The 20,416-nt window shown below is 62.2% G+C and carries 19 protein-coding genes and 1 tRNA gene; 13 read left to right on the top strand and 7 right to left on the bottom strand.

All coding sequences use genetic code 11. The features are described 5' to 3' along the window. Positions 1-7: 7 nt before the first annotated feature. Complete coding sequence (recA, locus tag C2L65_RS02220) at positions 8-1,084, bottom strand: recombinase RecA (protein ID WP_007586120.1); 1,077 nt, start codon at positions 1,082-1,084, stop codon at positions 8-10. 234 nt (positions 1,085-1,318) lie between these two features. Between recA and C2L65_RS02215 the strand changes: the two genes are divergently transcribed. The 4 genes from C2L65_RS02215 to C2L65_RS02200 all read left to right on the top strand — a co-directional run bounded on the left by C2L65_RS02215 (position 1,319) and on the right by C2L65_RS02200 (position 5,669). Then, a complete protein-coding gene (locus tag C2L65_RS02215; protein ID WP_042311083.1) occupies positions 1,319-2,059 on the top strand; it encodes a response regulator in 741 nt (246 codons plus the stop codon). A 9-nt stretch (positions 2,060-2,068) separates the two neighbouring features. Beyond that, positions 2,069-3,616, top strand: a complete 1,548-nt coding sequence (locus tag C2L65_RS02210) for a sensor histidine kinase (protein WP_042311043.1) — start codon at positions 2,069-2,071, stop codon at positions 3,614-3,616. Positions 3,617-3,844: 228 nt separating this feature from the next. After that, positions 3,845-5,503: an MFS transporter gene (locus C2L65_RS02205; protein ID WP_042311045.1), complete on the top strand. Its 1,659-nt coding sequence runs from the start codon at positions 3,845-3,847 to the stop codon at positions 5,501-5,503. Between the two features lie 89 nt (positions 5,504-5,592). Then, positions 5,593-5,669 (top strand) — tRNA-Met (locus C2L65_RS02200). A 118-nt stretch (positions 5,670-5,787) separates the two neighbouring features. Here C2L65_RS02200 and C2L65_RS02195 read toward each other — a convergent pair. Beyond that, positions 5,788-6,231 carry a MarR family winged helix-turn-helix transcriptional regulator gene (locus C2L65_RS02195; protein WP_042311047.1) on the bottom strand — a complete coding sequence of 148 codons (444 nt, stop codon included), beginning with the start codon at positions 6,229-6,231 and terminating at the stop codon, positions 5,788-5,790. A gap of 157 nt (positions 6,232-6,388) precedes the next feature. Between C2L65_RS02195 and C2L65_RS02190 the strand changes: the two genes are divergently transcribed. Further along, the gene (locus C2L65_RS02190) at positions 6,389-7,927 is read left to right on the top strand and encodes a DHA2 family efflux MFS transporter permease subunit (protein ID WP_042311048.1); all 1,539 of its coding nucleotides are present in this window, start codon (positions 6,389-6,391) and stop codon (positions 7,925-7,927) included. Between the two features lie 26 nt (positions 7,928-7,953). Here the strand turns inward: C2L65_RS02190 and C2L65_RS02185 are convergent, their stop codons facing one another. Beyond that, entirely contained in the window at positions 7,954-8,724 is a 771-nt protein-coding gene (locus C2L65_RS02185; RefSeq protein ID WP_042311050.1) for a FadR/GntR family transcriptional regulator, read from the bottom strand. A 188-nt stretch (positions 8,725-8,912) separates the two neighbouring features. Between C2L65_RS02185 and dgoD the strand changes: the two genes are divergently transcribed. Both dgoD and C2L65_RS02175 read left to right on the top strand, forming a co-directional pair. Further along, entirely contained in the window at positions 8,913-10,061 is a 1,149-nt protein-coding gene (gene dgoD, locus C2L65_RS02180; protein ID WP_042311053.1) for a galactonate dehydratase, read from the top strand. A gap of 291 nt (positions 10,062-10,352) precedes the next feature. Beyond that, complete coding sequence (locus C2L65_RS02175) at positions 10,353-10,655, top strand: hypothetical protein (RefSeq protein WP_042311056.1); 303 nt, start codon at positions 10,353-10,355, stop codon at positions 10,653-10,655. A gap of 41 nt (positions 10,656-10,696) precedes the next feature. Here the strand turns inward: C2L65_RS02175 and C2L65_RS02170 are convergent, their stop codons facing one another. Then, positions 10,697-11,626 (bottom strand): CopD family protein, encoded by a 930-nt coding sequence (locus C2L65_RS02170; protein ID WP_042311058.1) that lies wholly within the window; start codon positions 11,624-11,626, stop codon positions 10,697-10,699. Then, on the bottom strand, positions 11,623-12,000 hold the full coding sequence (copC, locus tag C2L65_RS02165) for a copper homeostasis periplasmic binding protein CopC (RefSeq protein WP_042311059.1): 378 nt from the start codon (positions 11,998-12,000) through the stop codon (positions 11,623-11,625). The genes C2L65_RS02170 and copC overlap by 4 nt, the downstream gene beginning before the upstream one ends. A gap of 441 nt (positions 12,001-12,441) precedes the next feature. Here copC and C2L65_RS02160 point away from each other — a divergent pair, with 441 nt between their 5' ends. From C2L65_RS02160 to C2L65_RS02145, 4 genes are all read left to right on the top strand, one after another. Then, positions 12,442-13,173 (top strand): c-type cytochrome, encoded by a 732-nt coding sequence (locus C2L65_RS02160; protein ID WP_042311061.1) that lies wholly within the window; start codon positions 12,442-12,444, stop codon positions 13,171-13,173. Between the two features lie 20 nt (positions 13,174-13,193). After that, positions 13,194-14,492 (top strand): cytochrome c, encoded by a 1,299-nt coding sequence (locus C2L65_RS02155; RefSeq protein WP_042311063.1) that lies wholly within the window; start codon positions 13,194-13,196, stop codon positions 14,490-14,492. A gap of 174 nt (positions 14,493-14,666) precedes the next feature. Continuing rightward, positions 14,667-15,287 carry a PAQR family membrane homeostasis protein TrhA gene (gene trhA / locus C2L65_RS02150; RefSeq protein WP_035986500.1) on the top strand — a complete coding sequence of 207 codons (621 nt, stop codon included), beginning with the start codon at positions 14,667-14,669 and terminating at the stop codon, positions 15,285-15,287. Between the two features lie 197 nt (positions 15,288-15,484). Then, positions 15,485-17,023 (top strand): DEAD/DEAH box helicase, encoded by a 1,539-nt coding sequence (locus C2L65_RS02145; RefSeq protein WP_042311065.1) that lies wholly within the window; start codon positions 15,485-15,487, stop codon positions 17,021-17,023. 56 nt (positions 17,024-17,079) lie between these two features. Here the strand turns inward: C2L65_RS02145 and C2L65_RS02140 are convergent, their stop codons facing one another. Together C2L65_RS02140 and C2L65_RS02135 are read right to left on the bottom strand one after the other, a co-directional pair. Further along, positions 17,080-17,604, bottom strand: a complete 525-nt coding sequence (locus tag C2L65_RS02140; RefSeq protein ID WP_042311067.1) for a hypothetical protein — start codon at positions 17,602-17,604, stop codon at positions 17,080-17,082. Between the two features lie 127 nt (positions 17,605-17,731). Next, the gene (locus tag C2L65_RS02135; RefSeq protein WP_042311068.1) at positions 17,732-18,559 is read right to left on the bottom strand and encodes a ferritin-like domain-containing protein; all 828 of its coding nucleotides are present in this window, start codon (positions 18,557-18,559) and stop codon (positions 17,732-17,734) included. A gap of 430 nt (positions 18,560-18,989) precedes the next feature. On the opposite strand from C2L65_RS02135, the gene C2L65_RS02130 reads away from it, so the two are divergent. Both C2L65_RS02130 and C2L65_RS02125 read left to right on the top strand, forming a co-directional pair. Then, positions 18,990-19,769, top strand: a complete 780-nt coding sequence (locus C2L65_RS02130) for a DeoR/GlpR family DNA-binding transcription regulator (protein ID WP_007586161.1) — start codon at positions 18,990-18,992, stop codon at positions 19,767-19,769. A 380-nt stretch (positions 19,770-20,149) separates the two neighbouring features. Further along, positions 20,150-20,347, top strand: coding sequence for a hypothetical protein (locus C2L65_RS02125; protein ID WP_007586164.1), 198 nt, complete (start codon positions 20,150-20,152; stop codon positions 20,345-20,347). The last annotated feature ends 69 nt before the right edge of the window (positions 20,348-20,416 follow it).

The raw sequence follows: 20,416 nt of genomic DNA, 5'->3' as shown, positions 1-20,416 counted from the left end.
GCGACGATTACTCCTCTTCGCCCACTTCCTCGTCGGCACTGACGGCAGCGCCCGCCGGCATGGCATTCACGCCCAGCGATTCACGGATACGGTTTTCGATTTCGCGTGCAATGTCCGGATTCTCGCGCAGGAATTCACGCGCGTTGTCCTTGCCTTGACCAATGCGTTCGCCGCTATAGCTGTACCAGGCGCCCGCCTTGTCGACGATCTTTGCCTGCACGCCGAGATCGATGATTTCGCCCTGACGCGAGATACCTTCTCCGTAGAGAATGTCAAAGATCGCTTCGCGGAACGGCGGCGCCACCTTGTTCTTCACCACCTTCACGCGCGTTTCGTTGCCGATCACTTCGTCGTTCTTCTTGATCGAACCGATACGGCGAATGTCCAGACGCACCGACGCGTAGAACTTCAGCGCGTTACCACCCGTCGTGGTTTCCGGGTTGCCGAACATGACACCGATCTTCATACGGATCTGGTTGATGAAGATCACGAGGCAGTTCGTGCGCTTGATCGTGCCCGTCAGCTTGCGCAGCGCCTGCGACATCAGACGCGCCTGCAGACCCGGCAGCGAATCGCCCATTTCGCCTTCGATTTCGGCCTTCGGCACCAGCGCCGCAACCGAGTCGATCACGATCATGTCGATCGAACCCGAACGCACCAGCGCGTCCGCGATTTCGAGCGCCTGTTCGCCCGTGTCCGGCTGCGAAACCAGAAGGTCGCTGACGTCCACGCCGAGCTTTTGCGCGTACTGAATATCTAGCGCGTGTTCCGCGTCGATGAACGCTGCCGTGCCGCCAAGCTTCTGCATTTCGGCGACGACCTGCAGCGTCAGCGTGGTTTTACCCGACGATTCCGGCCCGTAGATTTCCACCACACGGCCACGCGGCAGACCACCGACGCCCAGCGCGATGTCGAGGCCCAGCGATCCCGTGGAGACCACCTGGATATCTTCGACTGCCTCACCCTGGCCGAGCCGCATGACCGACCCTTTGCCGAACTGCTTTTCGATCTGCGCAAGCGCGGCCGCGAGTGCCTTGCTCTTTTCCGCAGTCAGTCCAGCCGAGCCTTTCTTGCTTTCTTCCATGAATCGTCCTTTGCTATGATGAACGGCGTCTGAGGCAGGTGTGCAGGCCGTTGTGAACCCGGTTCGACCAACCAGCACGCTAAACGCAGACACTGTATAAAAAAACAGTAGTCTTGGCAAGCCCGATTCGCATGTGGACGTCCACATGTGCAAACGGACAACACCGACTACCGACAAAATTTTTCGGAGACGCTGTGCGCCGGGCGCCCCGGTGCCGGCCGGGCAGGGCGCATCATGCGAATTCTCATTGCCGAAGACGACAGCATACTCGCGGACGGTCTCGTCCGATCACTCCGCCAATCGGCATACGCCGTTGACCATGTGAAGACGGGAGCGGAAGCGGATACCGCGCTGTCGATGCAGACTTTCGACCTCGTCATCCTCGATCTCGGCCTGCCGAAAATGTCTGGCCTCGAGGTGCTGCGGCGTCTGCGCGCGCGCAATTCGAACGTGCCCGTGCTGATCCTGACGGCAGCCGACAGCGTCGACGAGCGCGTGAAGGGCCTCGATCTCGGCGCCGACGATTACATGGCCAAGCCCTTCGCGCTGAACGAGCTCGAAGCGCGCGTGCGTGCGCTCACGCGGCGCGGCGCGGGCGGCGGACCGACTGTCGTCAAGCACGGCTCGCTGTCGTTCGATCAGGTCGGCCGGATTGCCTATACCAACGAGCAGGTTATCGATCTGTCCGCGCGTGAGCTAGGATTGCTCGAAGTTCTGTTGCAGCGGATCGGGCGGCTGGTGTCGAAGGAACAGCTGGTCGATCACCTTTGCGAATGGGGCGAGGAAGTCAGCAACAACGCGATCGAGGTGTACGTGCATCGGCTGCGCAAGAAGATCGAACCGAGCGGCGTGCGCATCATCACCGTGCGCGGGTTGGGTTACTGTCTGGAGAAGGCCGCGCCCCAGACCCCGGCGCAGCAGTCCGAGCCGTCCGACGCGCCCGCTGCCATGCCCGCAAGCCACTACTTCAAGTAAAGGCGTTCCATGTCCGTCCGCGCACCGCGCGCCACGGCGCACGCGGCGGATCTCGATGAAGTCCGCGACGCGCGCTACGCGAATCCTTTCGCGCCGCCCGATGAAACCGAGGCGGCTGCGGAGACGCGTCCGCGTTCGCTCTTCGGCGAAATCCTCGACTGGATGCTCGCGCCGTTGCTGCTGTTATGGCCGATGAGCCTTGCCGTCACGTACCTGGTCGCGAAGTCGATTGCGAACGGACCGTTCGATCGCGCGCTCGAAACCGACGCCTATGTGCTCGCGCGGCAGATTCACCCCGTCAATGGCATCGCCGAACTGACGCTGCCCGATTCGACACGTGATTTTCTTCGTGCCGACAATATAGATAGCGTGTTCTATCAGGTGCTCGGCACGCGCGGCGAGCTGGTTGCGGGCGACCGCGACATGCCGCTGCCGCGCGAGGAAGACCGGCCGCAGCCGGGCATCGTCGAGTTTCGCGACGACATGGTGCGCGGCAACGACATCCGCGTCGCCTACACCACCGTCGAGTTTCCGCAGACGCCGGGCGCGCAGCCCGTGCTCGTGCAGGTGGCCGAGACGCTCGACAAACGCAGCGCGCTCGCCAACGACATCATCAAGGGCGTGATCCTGCCGCAGTTCGTGATCCTCCCGCTCGCCATCCTGCTCGTGTGGTTCGGGCTGTCGCGCGGTCTTGCGCCGCTGCATGCGCTGCAGGCGCATATCCGCGCGCGGCGCCCCGACGACCTGTCACCGCTCGAAGCACGCCGCGCGCCGCCGGAAATCGAACCGCTCGTCACGTCGTTCAACGATCTGCTGACGCGCCTCGAACAGAACATGGAACTGCAAAAGCGCTTCATCGCCGATGCCGCACATCAGATGAAGACACCGCTCGCAGGCTTGCGTACACAAGCCGAACTGGCGCTGCGGCAGGATGCGTCGGCGGAAGTGCATCGCTCACTCGAGCAGATCGCGACGAGCTCGGAGCACGCCGCGCGGCTCGTCACGCAGTTGCTTGCACTCGCGCGCGCGGAGAACCGGATGTCCGGCCAGATCTTCACGCCCGTCGAGATTGGCGACGTTGCCCGCAGTGCCGTGCGCGACTGGGTCCAGCCCGCGCTCGCGAAGCAGATGGATCTTGGCTACGAAGGTCCGGAAACGCCCGAAGAAGCGATCGAAGTGGAAGGCAACCCAGTGATGTTGCGCGAGATGCTGTCCAACCTGATTGACAACGCGATCCGCTACACGCCATCTGGCGGACGGATCACCGTGCGTGTACGGCGCGACGACGTCGCACACATGGCTCATCTGGAGGTAGAAGACACGGGCCTTGGCATTCCCGCCGCCGAGCGTGAACGCGTGGTCGAGCGCTTCTACCGGATTCTCGGGCGCGAAGGCGACGGCAGCGGGCTGGGTCTGGCCATCGTCCGCGAAATCGCGACGATGCACGGCGGCACGCTCGCCATCGAGGACAACGTCTATCAGACGTCGCCGCGCCTCGCCGGAACCCTCGTTCGCGTCAGTTTAAGGATGATGGATCGTGTACGGGATTTACCCTAATCCGTCAGTTTCACGCATTTTAGTCGGCACTAACATGCCACCAGTTTCGCCGCAATAAAGCATGCAATAGCCGATGTTGCGAACATCAAGCCCGAAATTCCACGATTTTCGACACTCCCAAACAAACCCTTCCCGAGTCAGAACGCCGTAAGTTTCCACTCCAATAATCGCTACACGGACACGCCCGACCTGGCGAGCCGCGACTTATATCAATACTGGAGACGACATATGGCTACCGTAAGCGGGCAAATCTCGCACGCGCCGATGACGAAAGAAGAGAAACGGGTAATCTTCGCGTCATCGTTGGGCACGGTTTTCGAGTGGTACGACTTTTATCTGGCCGGCTCGCTCGCGGCCTTCATCAGCAAGAGCTTTTTCTCAGGCGTCAATCCGACAGCCGCGTTCATCTTTACCCTTCTCGGCTTCGCAGCCGGCTTCGCGGTGCGTCCGTTCGGCGCGCTAGTGTTCGGGCGACTCGGCGACATGGTCGGCCGCAAGTACACGTTCCTGATCACGATCGTGATCATGGGTCTGTCGACCTGCGTGGTCGGCTTCCTGCCGGGCTATGCGGCGATTGGCATGGCGTCGCCGGTGATCTTCATCGCGATGCGTCTGCTGCAGGGTCTTGCCCTCGGCGGCGAGTACGGCGGCGCAGCGACTTACGTCGCGGAACATGCGCCCGCCAACCGTCGCGGCTTCTACACCGCGTGGATCCAGACGACGGCGACGCTCGGCCTGTTCCTGTCGCTGCTCGTGATTCTCGGCGTGCGCACGGCAATGGGCGAAGACGCATTCGGCGCATGGGGCTGGCGCATTCCGTTCGTCGCATCGCTGGTGCTGCTCGGCATCTCGGTGTGGATCCGGATGCAACTGCACGAGTCGCCGGCTTTCGAGCGCATCAAGGCTGAAGGCAAGACGTCGAAGGCACCGCTGTCGGAAGCGTTCGGCCAATGGAAGAATCTGAAGATCGTCATTCTGGCTCTGATTGGCGTGACGGCTGGCCAAGCAGTTGTCTGGTACACGGGCCAGTTCTATGCGCTGTTCTTCCTGACGCAGACGCTGAAGGTCGATGGCGCTAGCGCGAACATTCTGATCGCGATCGCGCTGCTGATCGGCACGCCGTTCTTCCTGTTCTTCGGTTCGCTGTCCGACCGGATCGGCCGCAAGCCGATCATCCTGGCCGGTTGCCTGATCGCGGCGCTGACGTACTTCCCGCTCTTCAAGGCACTGACGCACTATGCGAACCCGGCGCTCGAAGCCGCGACGCAGAAGTCGCCTATCGTCGTGATCGCCAATCCGGACGAGTGCTCGTTCCAGTTCAACCCGGTCGGTACGTCGAAGTTCACGAGCTCCTGCGATATCGCGAAAGGCGCGCTGTCGAAAGCTGGCTTGAACTATGACAACGTGGCGGCGCCGGCGGGCACGCTCGCGCAGATCAAGGTCGGCGACACGACTATCGATACTTATGACGGCAAGGCCGCCGACGCCAAGGACGCGGGCAAGGCGTTCGACAAGAACCTGGGCACCGCGCTGAAGACGGCCGGCTATCCGCCAAAGGCCGATCCATCGCAGATCAACTGGCCGATGACCGTTGTGATCCTGACGATCCTCGTGATCTACGTGACGATGGTGTACGGACCAATTGCGGCAATGCTGGTCGAGATGTTCCCAACGAGGATCCGCTACACGTCGATGTCGCTGCCGTATCACATAGGCAATGGCTGGTTCGGCGGCTTCCTGCCAGCGACGGCGTTCGCGATCGTCGCGGCGAAGGGCAATATTTACTCGGGGCTGTGGTATCCGATCATCATCGCGCTGGCCACCTTCGTGATCGGTCTGCTTTTCGTGCGGGAGACCAAAGACTCCAATATCTACGCTCAGGATTGAGCGCGGCGTAGGTAACCGGAGTTCTCGCAAAAAGTTGTCGCGCGGGGGTTGACAGCCCCCGCCGGCATCTTCATAATCTCGCTTCTTTCGGCGAATTAGCTCAGTCGGTTAGAGCGACGGAATCATAATCCGCAGGTCCGGGGTTCGAATCCCTGATTCGCCACCAGCTTCAAAAAAAGCCGCTGTTTCTCACGAAACAGCGGCTTTTTCATTTCCAGCTCAGTTCTAAACTCAGCCCGGAAAATTCGAAGACCGCGCAACCGATCCAGACAAGCGCACACGCCTCACTTGTCGACGATCCTCGTCAAATTCCCCCGCACCTTCTGCAGCAACGAAATGAGCTGCTTCGTCTCCTCGTCGGTTAGCCCGCTCAGCCCTTCGGCCGCGACCTGATCGCCGACCCGCTTGGCTTCATCGAGCGTCCGTTCCGCCTTCTCCGTGATCCTGATCTGCTTCTCGCGCCGGTCGCGCGGATTGCCCAAGCGCTCGATCCAGCCGCCCTCCTCCATCCGGTCCAGCAACCGGCCAGCCGAAATCGGCGCGACTTCCAGCAGGTCCGCGAGCCGCGCCTGGTTGATATCGCCGTAAAACGACAGATACGCGAGCGCCCGACACTGCGCGCGCGTCAGATCGACCGACAACCGCGCGAGGTCGTCGAAACGCTTGCCGACCAGCCGGCCGACATCCGAAATGAGAAAGCCGAAGCGCTCGTCAAAATGGGTTTTCATCGCGCGATTATACGAAGCGGCGCGCCAAGCCAATTTCCCCGGAGCACGCACTACGCCCAAAACCCGCAGCGTACAACGACTCCGGGAAACTCAGCGTATGCATAAAAATCTTCGACCTATACAATAAGCATGCTTACTATTCTGAAGACTCCGCCTCATGGCCTCCGATTCGCCGGCAGCAAAACCCGCCGTCGAGCTGAACCGTCCGATGATCACGATCGCGATCATGCTCGCGACGCTGATGCAGACACTCGACAGCACCATCGCCAACGTCGCGCTCCCGCATATGCAGGGCACGCTGTCGGCATCGCAGGATGAGATCACGTGGGTGCTCACGTCGTACATCGTGGCCGCCGCGATCGCGACGCCGCTCACCGGCTGGCTGTCCGACCGGCTCAGCGTCAAGCGCCTGCTGATGTTCGCAGTGGGCGGCTTCACGATCGCATCGGCGTTGTGCGGGCTGTCCGAAACGCTGACGCAGATCGTCGCGTCACGGCTGTTGCAGGGCATCTTCGGCGCGTCGCTCGTGCCGCTGTCGCAGTCGATCCTGCTCGACATCAATCCGCGCGACAAGCAGGGCCAGGCGATGGCCGTGTGGGGCATGGGCGTGATGGTCGGCCCGATTCTCGGCCCGACGCTAGGCGGCTGGCTCACCGACAGCTACAACTGGCGCTGGGTGTTCTTCATCAACGTGCCGGTCGGCGCCTTCGCGCTATTCGGCATATTGACGTTCCTTCCGTCGCGCGAACCGAAACATGACGCCAAATTCGATGCGTTCGGCTTCGCGACGCTCGGCCTCGCGATCGGCGCGTTGCAGGCGATGCTCGATCGCGGCGAACAGCTCGACTGGTTCGGCTCGCATGAGATCGTGATCGAAGCACTGATCGCGTCGATCAGTTTCGCGTTCTTCATCGCGCATACGGCGACCGTCGGCAAGACGTCGTTCTTCAAGTACGAACTGCTGAAAGACCGCAACTTCGCGACGGGCACGTTTTTCATCTTCATCATCGGCGCAGTGATGTACGCGACGCGCGCTCTGCTCCCGCCGATGCTGCAGAACCTGATGAACTATCCCGTCGCGACGACGGGTCTCGTGACAGCGCCCAGCGGCGCGGGCACGATGATCGCAATGCTGTTCGCGGGACGCCTGCTCAAACATATCGACGCGCGCCTGATGCTGCTCGCAGGCTTCCTCGTATCGGCGTTCGCGCTGTGGCAGATGATGCAATACACGATCGTACTGTCGGAGTCGGATATCGTGTGGCCGGGCGTGATTCAGGGATTCGGCCTCGGTCTCGTGTTCGTGCCGTTGAGCGCGCTGACGTTCTCGACGCTGACGCCCGCGTTGCGTGCCGACGGCACCGCCACGTATAGCCTGATGCGCAATATCGGCAGCAGTATCGGCATTTCGATTGTGCAGACGCTGCTCACGCGCAACACGCAGGTCTCGCACTCGGATCTCGCGGCGAACGTGACGGCGTTCAATCCCGTGGTTGCGCCGATCCTCGCGACGGGTTCGCGCATGGATATGGCCGTGCTCGATGTGTCGATCACGCAGCAGGCCGCGATGATCGCGTATCTGAACGACTTCAAGCTGATGTTCGTCGCGACGCTGGCCGTGATCCCGCTTGTGCTGCTGATACGCCCGTCGCGCAAAATACCGGATGAATCCGTCGCGCACGCGGCGATGGACTGAGCCGCACGCGGTCCTTTTCGCGAAGATCAGCCTTCGATCCGCCCGCGCGTCACGCCGAGCAACGAAGCCATCGCGTGACGCGCGCGCGGCGCATCGCGATCGCGGATCGCTTCGAACACGGCCGTATGCTCGGCCAGCGACGCGTTGAACACATCGGCGCGCTTCGCATTCAGCCGTAATTGCGCTTCCAGCGTGCGTTCGATCAGCGTGCCGAGCGGTATCAGCAGTTCGTTGCTGCACGCGGCAAGCACGCTCAGATGGAATTGCAGATCGGCGCGCACCCATTCGTCGACATTGCGCGCTGCGACCATCGCCGAATGCGCGGCGTCGAGCGCGCCGAAGGTCGCGTCGCTGTGTGAGGCGGCGGCGAGCGCGGCCGCATACGGCTCGATCATCTCGCGCATTTCCTGCAGCTTGAGCGCGAAGTCCATCGCGGGCGCCACGCGGGAATACCAGTCGAGCACATCCACATCCAGCAGATTCCACGCGGGCTTTGGACGCACACGCGTTCCCACGCGCGGCCGCGATTCGATCAGCCCTTTCGACGTCAACGTGCGCAACGCTTCGCGCAGCACCGTGCGGCTGACGCCGAACGCCTCCATCAACTCCGCTTCGCGCGGCAGGATGGATTCAGGCGCGTAGTCGCCGCGCAGAATGGCTGTGCCGAGCAGATACGCCACGCGGCCATGCAGATCTCGCTGAATGTCGGTTCTCCTGATGCTGATTGTGGGTTGGTCTTGTGCTTCGCACCGCGCGTCCTGCAAACGCGGACCGCCCGCGATTATCTTCGATCGCATCCGCGAAACCCATCGCTGCCGGACAAAACCTTTCGCTGAATAATACTATTAATAGTATTTAAAGGCGATTTTGTTGTAGGATGTGGCTCCTCAACTGCCGCGCCGCCAGCGTCCAATTAACGGGACGAACAGGCGCGCCGCGGCCATCAACTGCGATTGGCTTTGCAAGCAAAGGAGACGCTCCCGCCATGAAGATCACCAAAATCGAGACATTCATCGTTCCGCCGCGCTGGTGCTTCGTGAAGATCGAAACCGACGAGGGCATCGTCGGCTGGGGCGAGCCGGTTGTCGAAGGCCGCGCGCACACGGTCGCAGCCGCCGTCGACGAACTCTCGGACTATCTGCTCGGCAAAGACCCGCGCAATATTGAAGATCACTGGCAAGTCATGTACCGCGCCGGCTTCTATCGCGGCGGCCCGATTTCGATGAGCGCGATTGCGGGCGTCGATCAGGCGCTGTGGGACATCAAGGGCAAATTCCACGGCGTGCCCGTGCATACGCTGCTCGGCGGCCAGGTGCGCGATCGCATCAAGGTGTATTCGTGGATCGGCGGCGACCGCCCGAGCGACGTCGCGAACAATGCGCGCGCCGTCGTCGAGCGTGGCTTCAAGGCCGTGAAGATGAACGGCTCCGAAGAGTTGCAGATCATCGACACCTTCGACAAGGTCCAAGGCGTCATCAACAACGTCGCGGCTGTGCGCGAAGCGGTCGGCCCGAATGTCGGCATCGGCGTGGATTTCCACGGCCGCGTCCACAAGCCGATGGCGAAGGTGCTCGCGAAGGAACTCGATCCGTTCAAGCTGATGTTCATCGAAGAGCCCGTGCTGTCGGAGAACGTCGAGGCGCTGCGCGACATCGTCAACCAGACGAGCACGCCGATCGCGCTCGGCGAGCGTCTGTACTCGCGCTGGGACTTCAAGCACATTCTCGCGGGCGGTTACGTCGACATCATCCAGCCGGACGCGTCGCACGCGGGCGGCATTACGGAGTGCCGCAAGATCGCGTCGATGGCGGAAGCCTACGACGTCGCGCTGGCGTTGCACTGCCCGCTCGGTCCGATCGCGCTCGCCACCTGCCTGCAGATCGACGCCGTCAGCTACAACGCGTTCATCCAGGAACAGAGCCTTGGCATTCACTACAACCAGGGCAACGATCTGCTCGACTACATCAAGAACCCGGAAGTCTTCAAGTACGAAGACGGCTTCGTGTCGATCCCGCAAGGGCCGGGTCTCGGCATCGAAGTGAACGAGGAGAAGGTGCGCGAAATGGCGAAGGTCGGCCATCGCTGGCGCAACCCGGTATGGCGTCATGAGGACGGCAGCGTCGCCGAGTGGTAAGCAAGCAGACGCGATATCGCGAATGAAACACAAACGCCGCCTTCGGGCGGCGTTTGTCATCTGACAACCCGTAGTCTCTTCGAAGACGTTACGGCCGCATGCCGCGCGCGCGGCGTATCAGTAACGTTACACAGTTGACGCGCGACGCCTTTCGACGCCTCGCGCAGTGTTGGCGATCAACACGAAAACCCTTGCTGGACAAGCGTTTCCGCCCGATGCACCGGTGCTTCGCAACGCTTGGCCCACTCCTTGCTGAATGGTATGCAAACAACCATTCGAACGGGGGCTGTCATGGGCGAATTCCTTCCCGACTATCTGATCCGTGAACAGGCCGCCATCGGCGCGCTGGTCGTATTCGGCGTGCTGCGCTTGATCGGCGCGGTGCTCGCGTTTCAGCGTGGCTGGCGCATCTCGACGGTCGAGCAGTGTTTCATCGCTGCAGCATTTATCTATTGCCTGCCACAGCTGCTGGATCTGCTCACGCACATGACGAGTTCACACGTGGCGGCAGCGGAACTCGAAGGCAAGGTCGCGGGCTGCGCGATCGGTCTGTTCTTCGCGCCCGTCGTCGGCCACAAGCTCGGTTACGAATGATCGCTTGCAGGCGGCGACTGACCCGACCCGCTTCGTCGCGCTCAGCCGAGCGCCGCGAAACCCGGCACGCTATGCGACAGGACAGCGGCGGCCGCGAAGATGCCGAGCATCGCGAGCGCTTCGAGATACAGCAGGTTGGCGAACGTATGCGCGTCCATCGTCGATGCAGTGCGACGCAAGCGCGGCAACGCCGAAAAGCGGTTCAATCCGCCTAGCACCAGCGCCAGCGCAACCAGCGCGAGCTTGAGCATCAGCACGTGCCCCCAGGTACTCGTTTCGATCGCGAGAAACGAATTGCCCGAACCGCGCGCCGCGTTGAACACGCCTGAGAGCAGCACGAACACGACAGCAACGAGCGACACATTCGACAACTGCGTCGCCGTACGGATCAGCACGCCGCGCGCGATCGACGTTCCGAGCGCCGGCAGCACCGAGAACCCGGCCGCGAGCACAAGGCCGCCCCATACCGACGTCGTAAGCACGTGCAGCGTGTGCATGCCGATGGCCGCCGACGCCACGCCCGCATCCGCCGCGTGACCCAAGGTCGCCTTGCCGCCCGCAATCGCGATCACGGCGAGCCACAGCAGCGCGTTGCGCAACACATTGGTCTGCCGTGCAAACGACACGAGCAGCAGCACGAGCGCGCCTGCAAACGCGACACTCCAGCCGAAGCCGACGTGCGTTTGCGACAGCATCGTCGGCACGACGCCGAACGCTTCCGGCAAGCGCACGCCCGCCATCTCGGCCGCCTGATAGAGCAGCCAACCGAGATCGGCGAGTACCAGCACGATCGCGGAAGCCTGCATCGACCGCTGCGCGCGCAACCATGCGGGACGCGCGGGCGCGATCTTCGCCTGCGCATCGTTGACGAGCCACGCGCTGAGCAAGGCCGAACCGACGGCAAACGCAAACGCGACGTTCATGAGCGCGGCCATCGCGACCTGCCCGATCCACAATCCGTCGACTCTCATTTGACGCTGAAGGCGTAACTGCCCTTCGTCCGATGTCCGTCTTCGGCGACAGCCGTCCATTGCACCGTGTAGCGCCCCGGCGTGAGCGGCTGCAGCGCGAGATGCATGGTCTTCGTGTCCTGCGGATCGACCTGCGAGGCGGCTGAAGCAGCCGGTTTGTCGTTGGCATCGACGAGCGCGAGCTTGCTGAACGCCGGCTCGAGCGGCTCGCTGAAGTGGATCGTCACAGCCGAGGGCGCGGCGACTTCAGCGTCAGGCGCGGGATCGCGCGACGTGGGCGTCGCGTGGGCAAAGGCGTTCGACGCGACGGCGAGCGTCACGCCACACGCCGCGAGCCAGCGAAGCGGCAAGCGGGAAAGCAAGGAGAAAGTCATAGGCTGGCTGTAGATGGAAAACGTGAGGACGGTCCGGATAGTACGCTTCGATGTTTTGCCGCCCTGTCAGTTCAACAAGGACTCGGCCTTGCCCGAAGCAAAGCGCCTACACGAATTCGCTCAAAACTGGAACATCGAGAGGCAACAAAGCGACAACGGCCGTCGATGCAAAATGCGCAATCTTAAATTAGTTGGAAGCGCTACCGCCAGGCCGGCACTCAAGCGGAGGCGCGCCAGGTAGGCGAAAGATGGCGGCGAATCGCGTCAACTTGTCGCATCGGGCGTGTCGCTCGGGCGCGTCAGGCATGAAGTTCGTCGCATGTGGCAAATAGTCATCATTACCCATCGATGATAGAATGCGAGGTCGCTGCGCACCGTCCGCCGCATTCATCGCGCTGCACACACCGATCCGTTCGAAGTTCGGCCAGGCCCCCGATAATGATGGAGTTACGCGTGTCTTCAAGACGCATTTTTCGACCGCTGCTCGCCCTGTTGCTGATCGGGTGTGCAGGCATATCTGGCGCTGTACAAGCGCAAACCCAGCCTAAAGCTCCGGACACGATGGAAGCGCGCGTGCAAGGCTGCACGGCGTGTCACGGTTCGAAAGGTCAGGGCACGGATAACGACTATTTTCCGCGTCTCGCCGGCAAGCCGGCCGAGTACCTGTACAACCAGTTGAAGAACTTCCGTGAAGGTCGGCGCAAGTACCCGCCGATGAACTACCTCGTCACGTATCTCTCCGACGACTACCTTCACGACATTGCAACGTACTTCTCGCAGCAGCGTCCGCCGTATCCGACGCCGTCGAAACCGACGGTCGCCGATTCCGTGCTCGCGCGCGGCAAGGAAATCGTGCTGAACGGCGACGCGTCGAGGCAGATTCCCGCTTGCGCGGCGTGCCACGGCAAGTTGCTGACGGGCATGGAACCGGCTATCCCGGGTCTGGTCGGCCTGCACATGGACTACATCAGCGCACAGCTGGGCGCATGGCGTTCGGGTTCGCGTCACGCAATCGAGCCTGACTGCATGCACACGATCGCCACGCGCCTGACGGACGCCGACGTGAACGCAGTCGCCGCGTGGCTGTCCACGCAGCAGGCGCCGCAGAACCCCGTGCCGGCACCCGCCAAATCGTTGAAGACTCCGCTTGCCTGCGGCAGCGAACCGCAATAAGGCACCGGGAGAGACAAACAATGAAACGCAAGTCTTTGTTCGCGCTTTCGGCCGTCGTCGTGGTAGCGGCTGCCGCGCTGGTTCCCGTCCTGTGGTCGGGCAGCGACTATCTGCATAACGGCACCGCCGTCGCAGCCACGCCGGCAGACCAGGCTGCAATGATCAAGAAGGGCGAGTACCTCGCCCGCGCTGGCGACTGTATCGCCTGCCACACGGTGCGCGGCGGCAAGGAATTCGCCGGCGGCCTGCCGATGGCCACACCGTTCGGCACGCTGTTCACGCCGAACATCACGCCTGACGACCAGTACGGTATCGGCAAGTGGTCGCAGGACGACTTCTATCGCGCGATGCACACGGGCCGTTCGAAGGACGGCAGCCTGCTTTATCCGGCCTTCCCGTTCACGAGCTACACGAAAGTCTCGCGCGCCGACGCGGACGCGATCTACGCGTACCTGCGTTCGGTCCCGCCCGTCGCGGTGCCGAGCCGTCCGCACGAACTGAAGTTCCCGTTCAACAACCGCAACCTGCTGATCGGCTGGCGCACGCTGTTCTTCCGCGAAGGCGAGTACAAGGCGGACCCGACCAAGTCGGTGGAATGGAACCGCGGCGCGTATCTGATCGAAGGCCTCGGCCACTGCGGCATGTGCCACACGTCGATCAACGCGATGGGCGGCCCGGTGAACTCGGCTGCGTTCGCGGGCGGCCTGATCCCGCTGCAGAACTGGTATGCGCCTTCGCTGACGTCGAACAAGGAAGCCGGCCTCGGCGACTGGGACATCAAGGACATTTCCGATCTGCTGAAGACGGGCGTGTCGCAACGCGGCGCGGTGTTCGGTCCGATGGCTGAAGTGGTTCACAACAGCTTGCAGTACATGTCGGACGAAGACATCCACGCCATGTCGACGTACCTGAAGACGATTCCGCAGAAGGACGAAGCGCCCGAGCATCTGCAACTGGAGACGTCGCAACAGTTCGGCAGCGAACTGTTGAAGCAAGGCCAGAAGATCTACGCTGACAACTGCGCGAAGTGCCACTCGGAGAACGGTCTCGGTATGCCGCCGTCGTTCCCGCCGCTCGCGAACAATCCGTCGATCCAGATGCCGTCTGCCGTGAACCCGATCCGTATGGTGCTGAACGGCGGTTATCCGCCGAGCACGGGTGGCAATCCGAAGCCGTATGGCATGCCGCCGTTTGCGCAAGCGCTGTCGAATCAGGAAGTGGCAGCCGTTGTGACGTACATCCGCCAGTCGTGGGGCAACCACGGCACGGCTGTGTCGCCGCAACAAGTGTCCGATCTGCGTTCGGCGCCGCTCGACTAAGCGTCGTCTGCGGGTTCAGGGCGCGGCCTGCGATAATCGCGGCCGCGCCCTTCGCTTTTTTCAGGAGCGAGGTTTCGAAGTTGATCGACGTCGCAGACATCCGCATATCGGGCGTATAACGTTGGTCCCGTGTTGATTGTCGGATGAGATGGGCATCATGCAGGAGGAAGTGCCGTGCAAATCGGGGAGCGTCTGAACAGCATCACCCACCTCGTCGGCGCCGTGCTGTCGGTGGCGGGGCTGGCGACGCTCGTGACGATGGGCGCGCTCGACGGCGATGCGTACAAGGTCGTGAGCTTCAGCGTCTATGGCGCGATGCTCTGCGTGCTGTACGGCATCTCGACGATGTATCACAGCGTGCGTCGTCCGCGTCTGAAGGCGATCTTGCAGAAGTGCGATCACTCTGCAATTTATCTGCTGATCGCGGGCAGCTACACGCCATTCACGCTGGTCACATTGCGTGGGCCATGGGGATGGTCGCTATTCGGAGTAAGCTGGGGGCTGGCGGCGCTCGGAATCGTGCAGGAACTGACGCTCGGGCGACGCACCCGCAGCGTATCGATGGTGCTGTATGTGCTGATGGGATGGCTCGCGCTCGTTGCCGTCCGTCCACTGGTCACTGCATTGCCGGCCGCGGGTACGGCCTGGTTGCTGGCTGGCGGAATCATCTATAGCGCAGGCATCTACTTCTTCATCAACGACGAGCGCATCCGGCACGGACATGGCATCTGGCACCTGTTCGTACTCGCCGGCAGTCTGTGTCAGTTCGTCAGCGTCGCGCGTTATGTCGCATGAGGCGCATGACGGCGGATGCAACTTAATGCCAGTCGACGTGTCTGCATAGCTCGTCGAGCAATTCGGCACGCGTCACGCGTGCCGCCGATTTCTCCGTGAACGGTGACTGTCGGGCGAGCGACCATGCGAATCGCCCGCGAACGCGCCTTCTGGCAGCGTTCGACACCGTTTGCACAATTGCATTGCAAAGAGTTTTTATGTCTTTTGATTCCCTCGGCTTGTCCGAACAGCTGGTCCGCGCAGTCAACGAACTCGGCTATACATCGCCGACTCCGATTCAGCAGCAAGCCATTCCCGCCGTGCTCAACGGCGGTGATCTGTTGGCCGGTGCCCAGACGGGCACGGGCAAAACAGCTGGCTTCACGCTGCCTATCCTGCAACGTCTTCTCACCATGCCGCCCGCGCCCGGCGGCAAGCGCGTCGTGCGCGCCCTGATCCTCACGCCGACGCGTGAACTGGCCGCGCAGGTCGAGGAAAGCGTGCGCGCGTACGGCAAGTATCTGAAGCTGAAGTCGACCGTGATGTTCGGCGGCGTCGGTATCAACCCGCAAATCGACGCGTTGCGGCGCGGCGTGGATATCGTCGTCGCGACGCCGGGGCGTCTGCTCGACCACATGCAGCAGAAGACCATCGACCTGTCGCATCTCGAGATTCTCGTGCTCGACGAAGCCGACCGCATGCTCGACATGGGCTTCATTCACGACATCAAGCGTGTGCTCGCCAAGCTGCCGCCGAAGCGCCAGAACCTGCTGTTCTCAGCAACGTTCTCCGACGAGATCAAGGCGCTCGCCGACAACCTGCTCGATTCGCCCGCGCTGATCGAAGTCGCGCGTCGCAACACGACAGCCGAATCGGTCGCGCAGAAAATTCACCCGGTCGACCGTGACCGCAAGCGCGAGATGCTCACGCATCTGATCAAACAGCACAACTGGTTTCAGGTGCTCGTGTTCACGCGCACGAAGCATGGCGCGAACCGTCTCGCCGAACAGCTGACGAAGGACGGCATCAGCGCGCTCGCGATCCACGGCAACAAGAGCCAGTCGGCCCGCACGCGCGCGCTGGCCGAATTCAAGAACAACACGCTGCAGGTGCTCGTCGCCACCGACATCGCGGCGCGCGGCATCGATATCGACCAGTTGCCGCACGTCGTCAACTTCGATCTGCCGAACGTGCCGGAAGACTACGTACACCGTATCGGCCGCACGGGCCGCGCGGGCGCGACGGGCGAGGCGGTGTCGCTGGTGTGCGTCGATGAGCTTCAACTGCTGAAGGACATCGAGAAACTCATCAAGCGTGCCGTGCCGCAAGAAGTGATCGCGGGCTTCGAGCCGGATCCGAATGCGCGGCCCGAGCCGATCCTGCGCCGCGGCCAAGGTGGTGGCGGCGGTGGCGGCCGTCAGCCGCGCCAGGGCCAAGGTCAAGGCCAGCGGCAAGCTCAGGGGCAGCAAAAGCGCGAAGGCTCGGCCAACGGGAACAATGGCGCATCGCGCGGCGGCCAACGGGCTTCGGGCGACAAGCCCAAGCAGCAAGCCAAACCGCAAGCGGCCAAGCCCGCGCAGGCGCGCGCCGATGGCTCGCGTCATCAGGACAACAAACCGCGTGCCGTCGCGCATGACGGCAACGCGCGTGCTCCGCACGCACCGCGTAAGCCGCACGGCGCCAATCCGGGTGCATTGCTCGGCGGCGGCGGCAAGCCGCGCTCCGGCGCGCCGCGCGGCGGTCAGCGCGGCAACTGACGCAACACGGAGACGCCCGGCATTTTCAATGCGGGCGTCTCACACTTGTCCGACTGCTATCTGCCAGCCGCCGCGCCGCCGGCGGCTTTCTTCAGGTACTCGATCTGCTGCGTCCAGCGCTCGAGCACTGCATCTCTCCCCTCTTCCAGGTCGAACGTGATGCCCGCCGTCAGGCGCGCATAGCGCACGCGATGCGCTTCGCCGGATTCGATCGAGCCCGCGAAGCACGCAAGGCCTGCAGCATCCGCGCTCAACGGCGCGAGCGCGAGCTGAATCTGATAGAACGCCTCATCGAACACGAACGTCAGCGCGGCACGGCCGCTGCGCGCAATCGCCTGCGCGGCGCGCGACTGCGGCCACAGCGCGACGCATAGCGTGCGCGAGTCCGGCGCGTACAGTTCGCCGATGCCGAGCAGCGACGTACGCAAATGCGCGCCGCTTTCATCGACGGTCAACAGCGATGCCGTAAAGCCGACCTTCGATGCGAGCGCCGAGCCGTCGAATAGCGCGCGCAATTCGACCGGCCATTCGTCGAAAATCTGTTGATCGAGTGCGCGGTTTCGCTCCGCGGATGCGGTCATGGGTGATTCCTCCGTCGTAGGCACGCTCGCGCGCGGCGTTCAGCGCAAATGCAAATGGCCCGCTTGCAGGGCGGGCCATTCATGCGTCAACAGTCCAGGCCTTCGGCCCGGCTGCGTGTCGCAACGCTCAGCGGAAAAAGACGTGCTGCGTGATCTTCGCGAGCGGGTAATGGACGCCTGGCTGAATCTTCGCCGGCAAATCGAGCGGCTTGAGCAGCATCTTCACACACATATCGGCCGACAGGTTGTGCCGCACCAGCTTGTTCACACGCGCAGCCTTGTCGCGGTTATACACGGGATCGTTGACGCGCTCGGGATAGCGAATCGCGAACACGTGACGCAGTGCGATCTCCGAGTCTTCGTTCTTGATCTCCATCACGCGCCGCATCAACGCGCCAAGCACGGCGAGCCGGCCATTGCCTTCGATCTTGTTGTACTTCTTGAAGTACTTGAAAAAGTGCTTGTAGTGACGGACTTCGTCGGTGCGGATGTTGTCGGTGATTTCCTTCAACACGGGCTCGTCCGAACACACGCCGATCGCCCGATACAGCGTGGCCGTGCCCGTCTCGACGACGCAGCGCGCGACCATCTCCAGCGCGCGGGTCTTCTCGAAGTCTTCCATGTCGCAGGTCTTCGAATACTCTTCGAAGAAGTTGTGGAACGCCGTGTCCCAATCGAACTCGGGCCACACATGCGCGATATACGCCTTCAGCGCGCGGCCGTGCTGCATCTCTTCGGGCTCCCACTCGTTGTTGAGCCACGCCGACACCTCGGGGTCGCCATTGAAGAACCTGCTCAGATTGCTCGTGTAAAGATCAGTACCGCTTTCGATAAACGAGGCTGCGCAAAGCAGTAACAAGAGGTCTTCATTGGCGACCGCGCGTTGACGGTCGATGCGATTGAGATCGATGTCTTCGATGCGCCAGGGCATCACGTGACCAGCCTCGTTGTGCATAAAAGTTCGCTCCGAAAACCGTAGCGCCTCATGCGCGGGCTGAACCGCGCCTATCCCGGTTCGACCGCCGCCCTTGACGCCTACAGTGCCTTGCAACATTGAATTTTTATCTTCATCTTAGTCGCTGCTCTGCAAATTCGCAGACAACACAGCAGAGACCATGCCGGATCGACGCAGTTCCACCCGAACCTTGATTGATCGTGCGAATGCACAAAAGACTACATATCGGATGATTCGAACACCCTGGCAAGCGCAAAAGTCGCACGACAAAGCTGCATTGCGCAGGTGCCTTACGCTTCCTTTCGACCAGCGTGCTCCGCGAGATCGAAAAAATCCGAACACAAACCAACGACGACGAACACAACGAAGGTCTTACAATACGGCCAAGCCAACCTTCGCCCGCTTCAGGTGCGGCGCTCACAAAAACATCATGACACGAGACCCCCGCCTCACGCTTAACGCACGTCAACAGGAACTGCTGGAGTGGGTGCAACGCGACGGCTTCGTCACGGTCGACGATCTGGCCGCGCATTTCGACGTGACGCCGCAGACGATTCGCCGCGACGTCAACTGGCTCGCCGACATGAATCTGCTGCGCCGCTATCACGGCGGCGCGAGTCTGCCGACCAGTTCCGAGAACGTCTCGTACAGCGCGCGGCAGCGGATGTTCCACGACGAGAAGCGGCGTATCGCGGCGCTGGTCGCCACGCATATTCCGGATCAGGCGTCTCTCTTCATCAATCTCGGCACGACGACGGAAGAAGTCGCACGCGCGCTGAACCGGCATCGCGGGCTGCGTGTGATCACGAATAACCTGAACGTCGCGAGCATGATGAGCGGCTATCCGGATTGCGAGGTGCTGGTGACGGGCGGGATCGTGCGTCCGTGGGACAAGGGTATCGTCGGCGAACTGACCATCGACTTCATCCGCCAGTTCAAGGTCGACTTCGCGATCATCGGCACGTCGAGCATCGAAACGGACGGCACGCTGCGCGACTTCGACACGCGCGAGGTGCGCGTCGCGGAGGCGATCATCGAACATTCGCGCACGGTCTTCCTCGCCGCCGACCATTCGAAATTCGGCCGCCCGGCGCTCGTGCGCCAAGGGCATCTGAACCAGATCGACTCTCTCTTCACCGACGCGCCGCCGCCGCCCGACATGACGGAAACGCTGACGAACGCGGGCACGCAGGTCTATATTGCCGAGTGACCTTGGATACGGCCAGCGACGCGAAGGCTGACGCGGGCCGGCAGCGTCGCAAGCCCGTTTCCGCCATGCTGCACCGCACGCAAAACCTCCAGTGAAATCAAGGATTTGCCGCGCCCAGTAGACCGCCTCTCACGCGCGGCGCTGTCAACGGGAAAATTTACAGGGGCCCATTTGGACTTCCGGCCGCCATTGACTACACTCCAGTTCCCCAACGTCCTTAAATGTCCTTGGACTGAGCGGAATGCATTGGACATGGGGTGAAGCAAGCACAACTTCAGGCCTGATCCGCGGGAATCGCAGCCCGCTGGATCCTCCGTCTGCCGGCAGGGCCGTCGGCGGGCGCAATGGCCACCCGACTACGCTTGACATGGAGAGAAACGATGCTGAGTCCGCATGAATTCGCCACGTTGTTGCTCGTCAAGGACGCCCCTAACCAGGTCGATATGGAACGCGAAGAACTCGACGCACTGCTCGAACGGCAGCTCGTGGAGCTCGAAAGACTCGCGTCGGGCTTGCAACAATGGCGCATCACGGAATCGGGAGATACGGCTCTTCGCGCGATCAAGCGCTTTTCCTGACGGCAATCGAGCGAATCTAACGCGCTTGCCAGTCATATCACTGCGGCCGTAGGCGTGTTCGCAACGGAC

Origin of the sequence: Paraburkholderia terrae (genome assembly GCF_002902925.1) — a bacterium.
GTDB classification, from domain to species: Bacteria; Pseudomonadota; Gammaproteobacteria; order Burkholderiales; family Burkholderiaceae; genus Paraburkholderia; species Paraburkholderia terrae.
This window is presented reverse-complemented; position numbering and strand designations above follow the sequence as displayed.

Bases quoted from the DNA above. Each gene is read 5' to 3' on its own strand.
- recA (WP_007586120.1), bottom strand. From the start codon at position 1,084: ATGGAAGAAAGCAAGAAAGGCTCGGCTGGACTGACTGCGGAAAAGAGC.
- C2L65_RS02215 (WP_042311083.1), top strand. From the start codon at position 1,319: ATGCGAATTCTCATTGCCGAAGACGACAGCATACTCGCGGACGGTCTC.
- C2L65_RS02210 (WP_042311043.1), top strand. From the start codon at position 2,069: ATGTCCGTCCGCGCACCGCGCGCCACGGCGCACGCGGCGGATCTCGAT.
- C2L65_RS02205 (WP_042311045.1), top strand. From the start codon at position 3,845: ATGGCTACCGTAAGCGGGCAAATCTCGCACGCGCCGATGACGAAAGAA.
- C2L65_RS02195 (WP_042311047.1), bottom strand. From the start codon at position 6,231: ATGAAAACCCATTTTGACGAGCGCTTCGGCTTTCTCATTTCGGATGTC.
- C2L65_RS02190 (WP_042311048.1), top strand. From the start codon at position 6,389: ATGGCCTCCGATTCGCCGGCAGCAAAACCCGCCGTCGAGCTGAACCGT.
- C2L65_RS02185 (WP_042311050.1), bottom strand. From the start codon at position 8,724: ATGCGATCGAAGATAATCGCGGGCGGTCCGCGTTTGCAGGACGCGCGG.
- dgoD (WP_042311053.1), top strand. From the start codon at position 8,913: ATGAAGATCACCAAAATCGAGACATTCATCGTTCCGCCGCGCTGGTGC.
- C2L65_RS02175 (WP_042311056.1), top strand. From the start codon at position 10,353: ATGGGCGAATTCCTTCCCGACTATCTGATCCGTGAACAGGCCGCCATC.
- C2L65_RS02170 (WP_042311058.1), bottom strand. From the start codon at position 11,626: ATGAGAGTCGACGGATTGTGGATCGGGCAGGTCGCGATGGCCGCGCTC.
- copC (WP_042311059.1), bottom strand. From the start codon at position 12,000: ATGACTTTCTCCTTGCTTTCCCGCTTGCCGCTTCGCTGGCTCGCGGCG.
- C2L65_RS02160 (WP_042311061.1), top strand. From the start codon at position 12,442: ATGGAGTTACGCGTGTCTTCAAGACGCATTTTTCGACCGCTGCTCGCC.
- C2L65_RS02155 (WP_042311063.1), top strand. From the start codon at position 13,194: ATGAAACGCAAGTCTTTGTTCGCGCTTTCGGCCGTCGTCGTGGTAGCG.
- C2L65_RS02145 (WP_042311065.1), top strand. From the start codon at position 15,485: ATGTCTTTTGATTCCCTCGGCTTGTCCGAACAGCTGGTCCGCGCAGTC.
- C2L65_RS02140 (WP_042311067.1), bottom strand. From the start codon at position 17,604: ATGACCGCATCCGCGGAGCGAAACCGCGCACTCGATCAACAGATTTTC.
- C2L65_RS02135 (WP_042311068.1), bottom strand. From the start codon at position 18,559: ATGCACAACGAGGCTGGTCACGTGATGCCCTGGCGCATCGAAGACATC.
- C2L65_RS02130 (WP_007586161.1), top strand. From the start codon at position 18,990: ATGACACGAGACCCCCGCCTCACGCTTAACGCACGTCAACAGGAACTG.
- C2L65_RS02125 (WP_007586164.1), top strand. From the start codon at position 20,150: ATGCTGAGTCCGCATGAATTCGCCACGTTGTTGCTCGTCAAGGACGCC.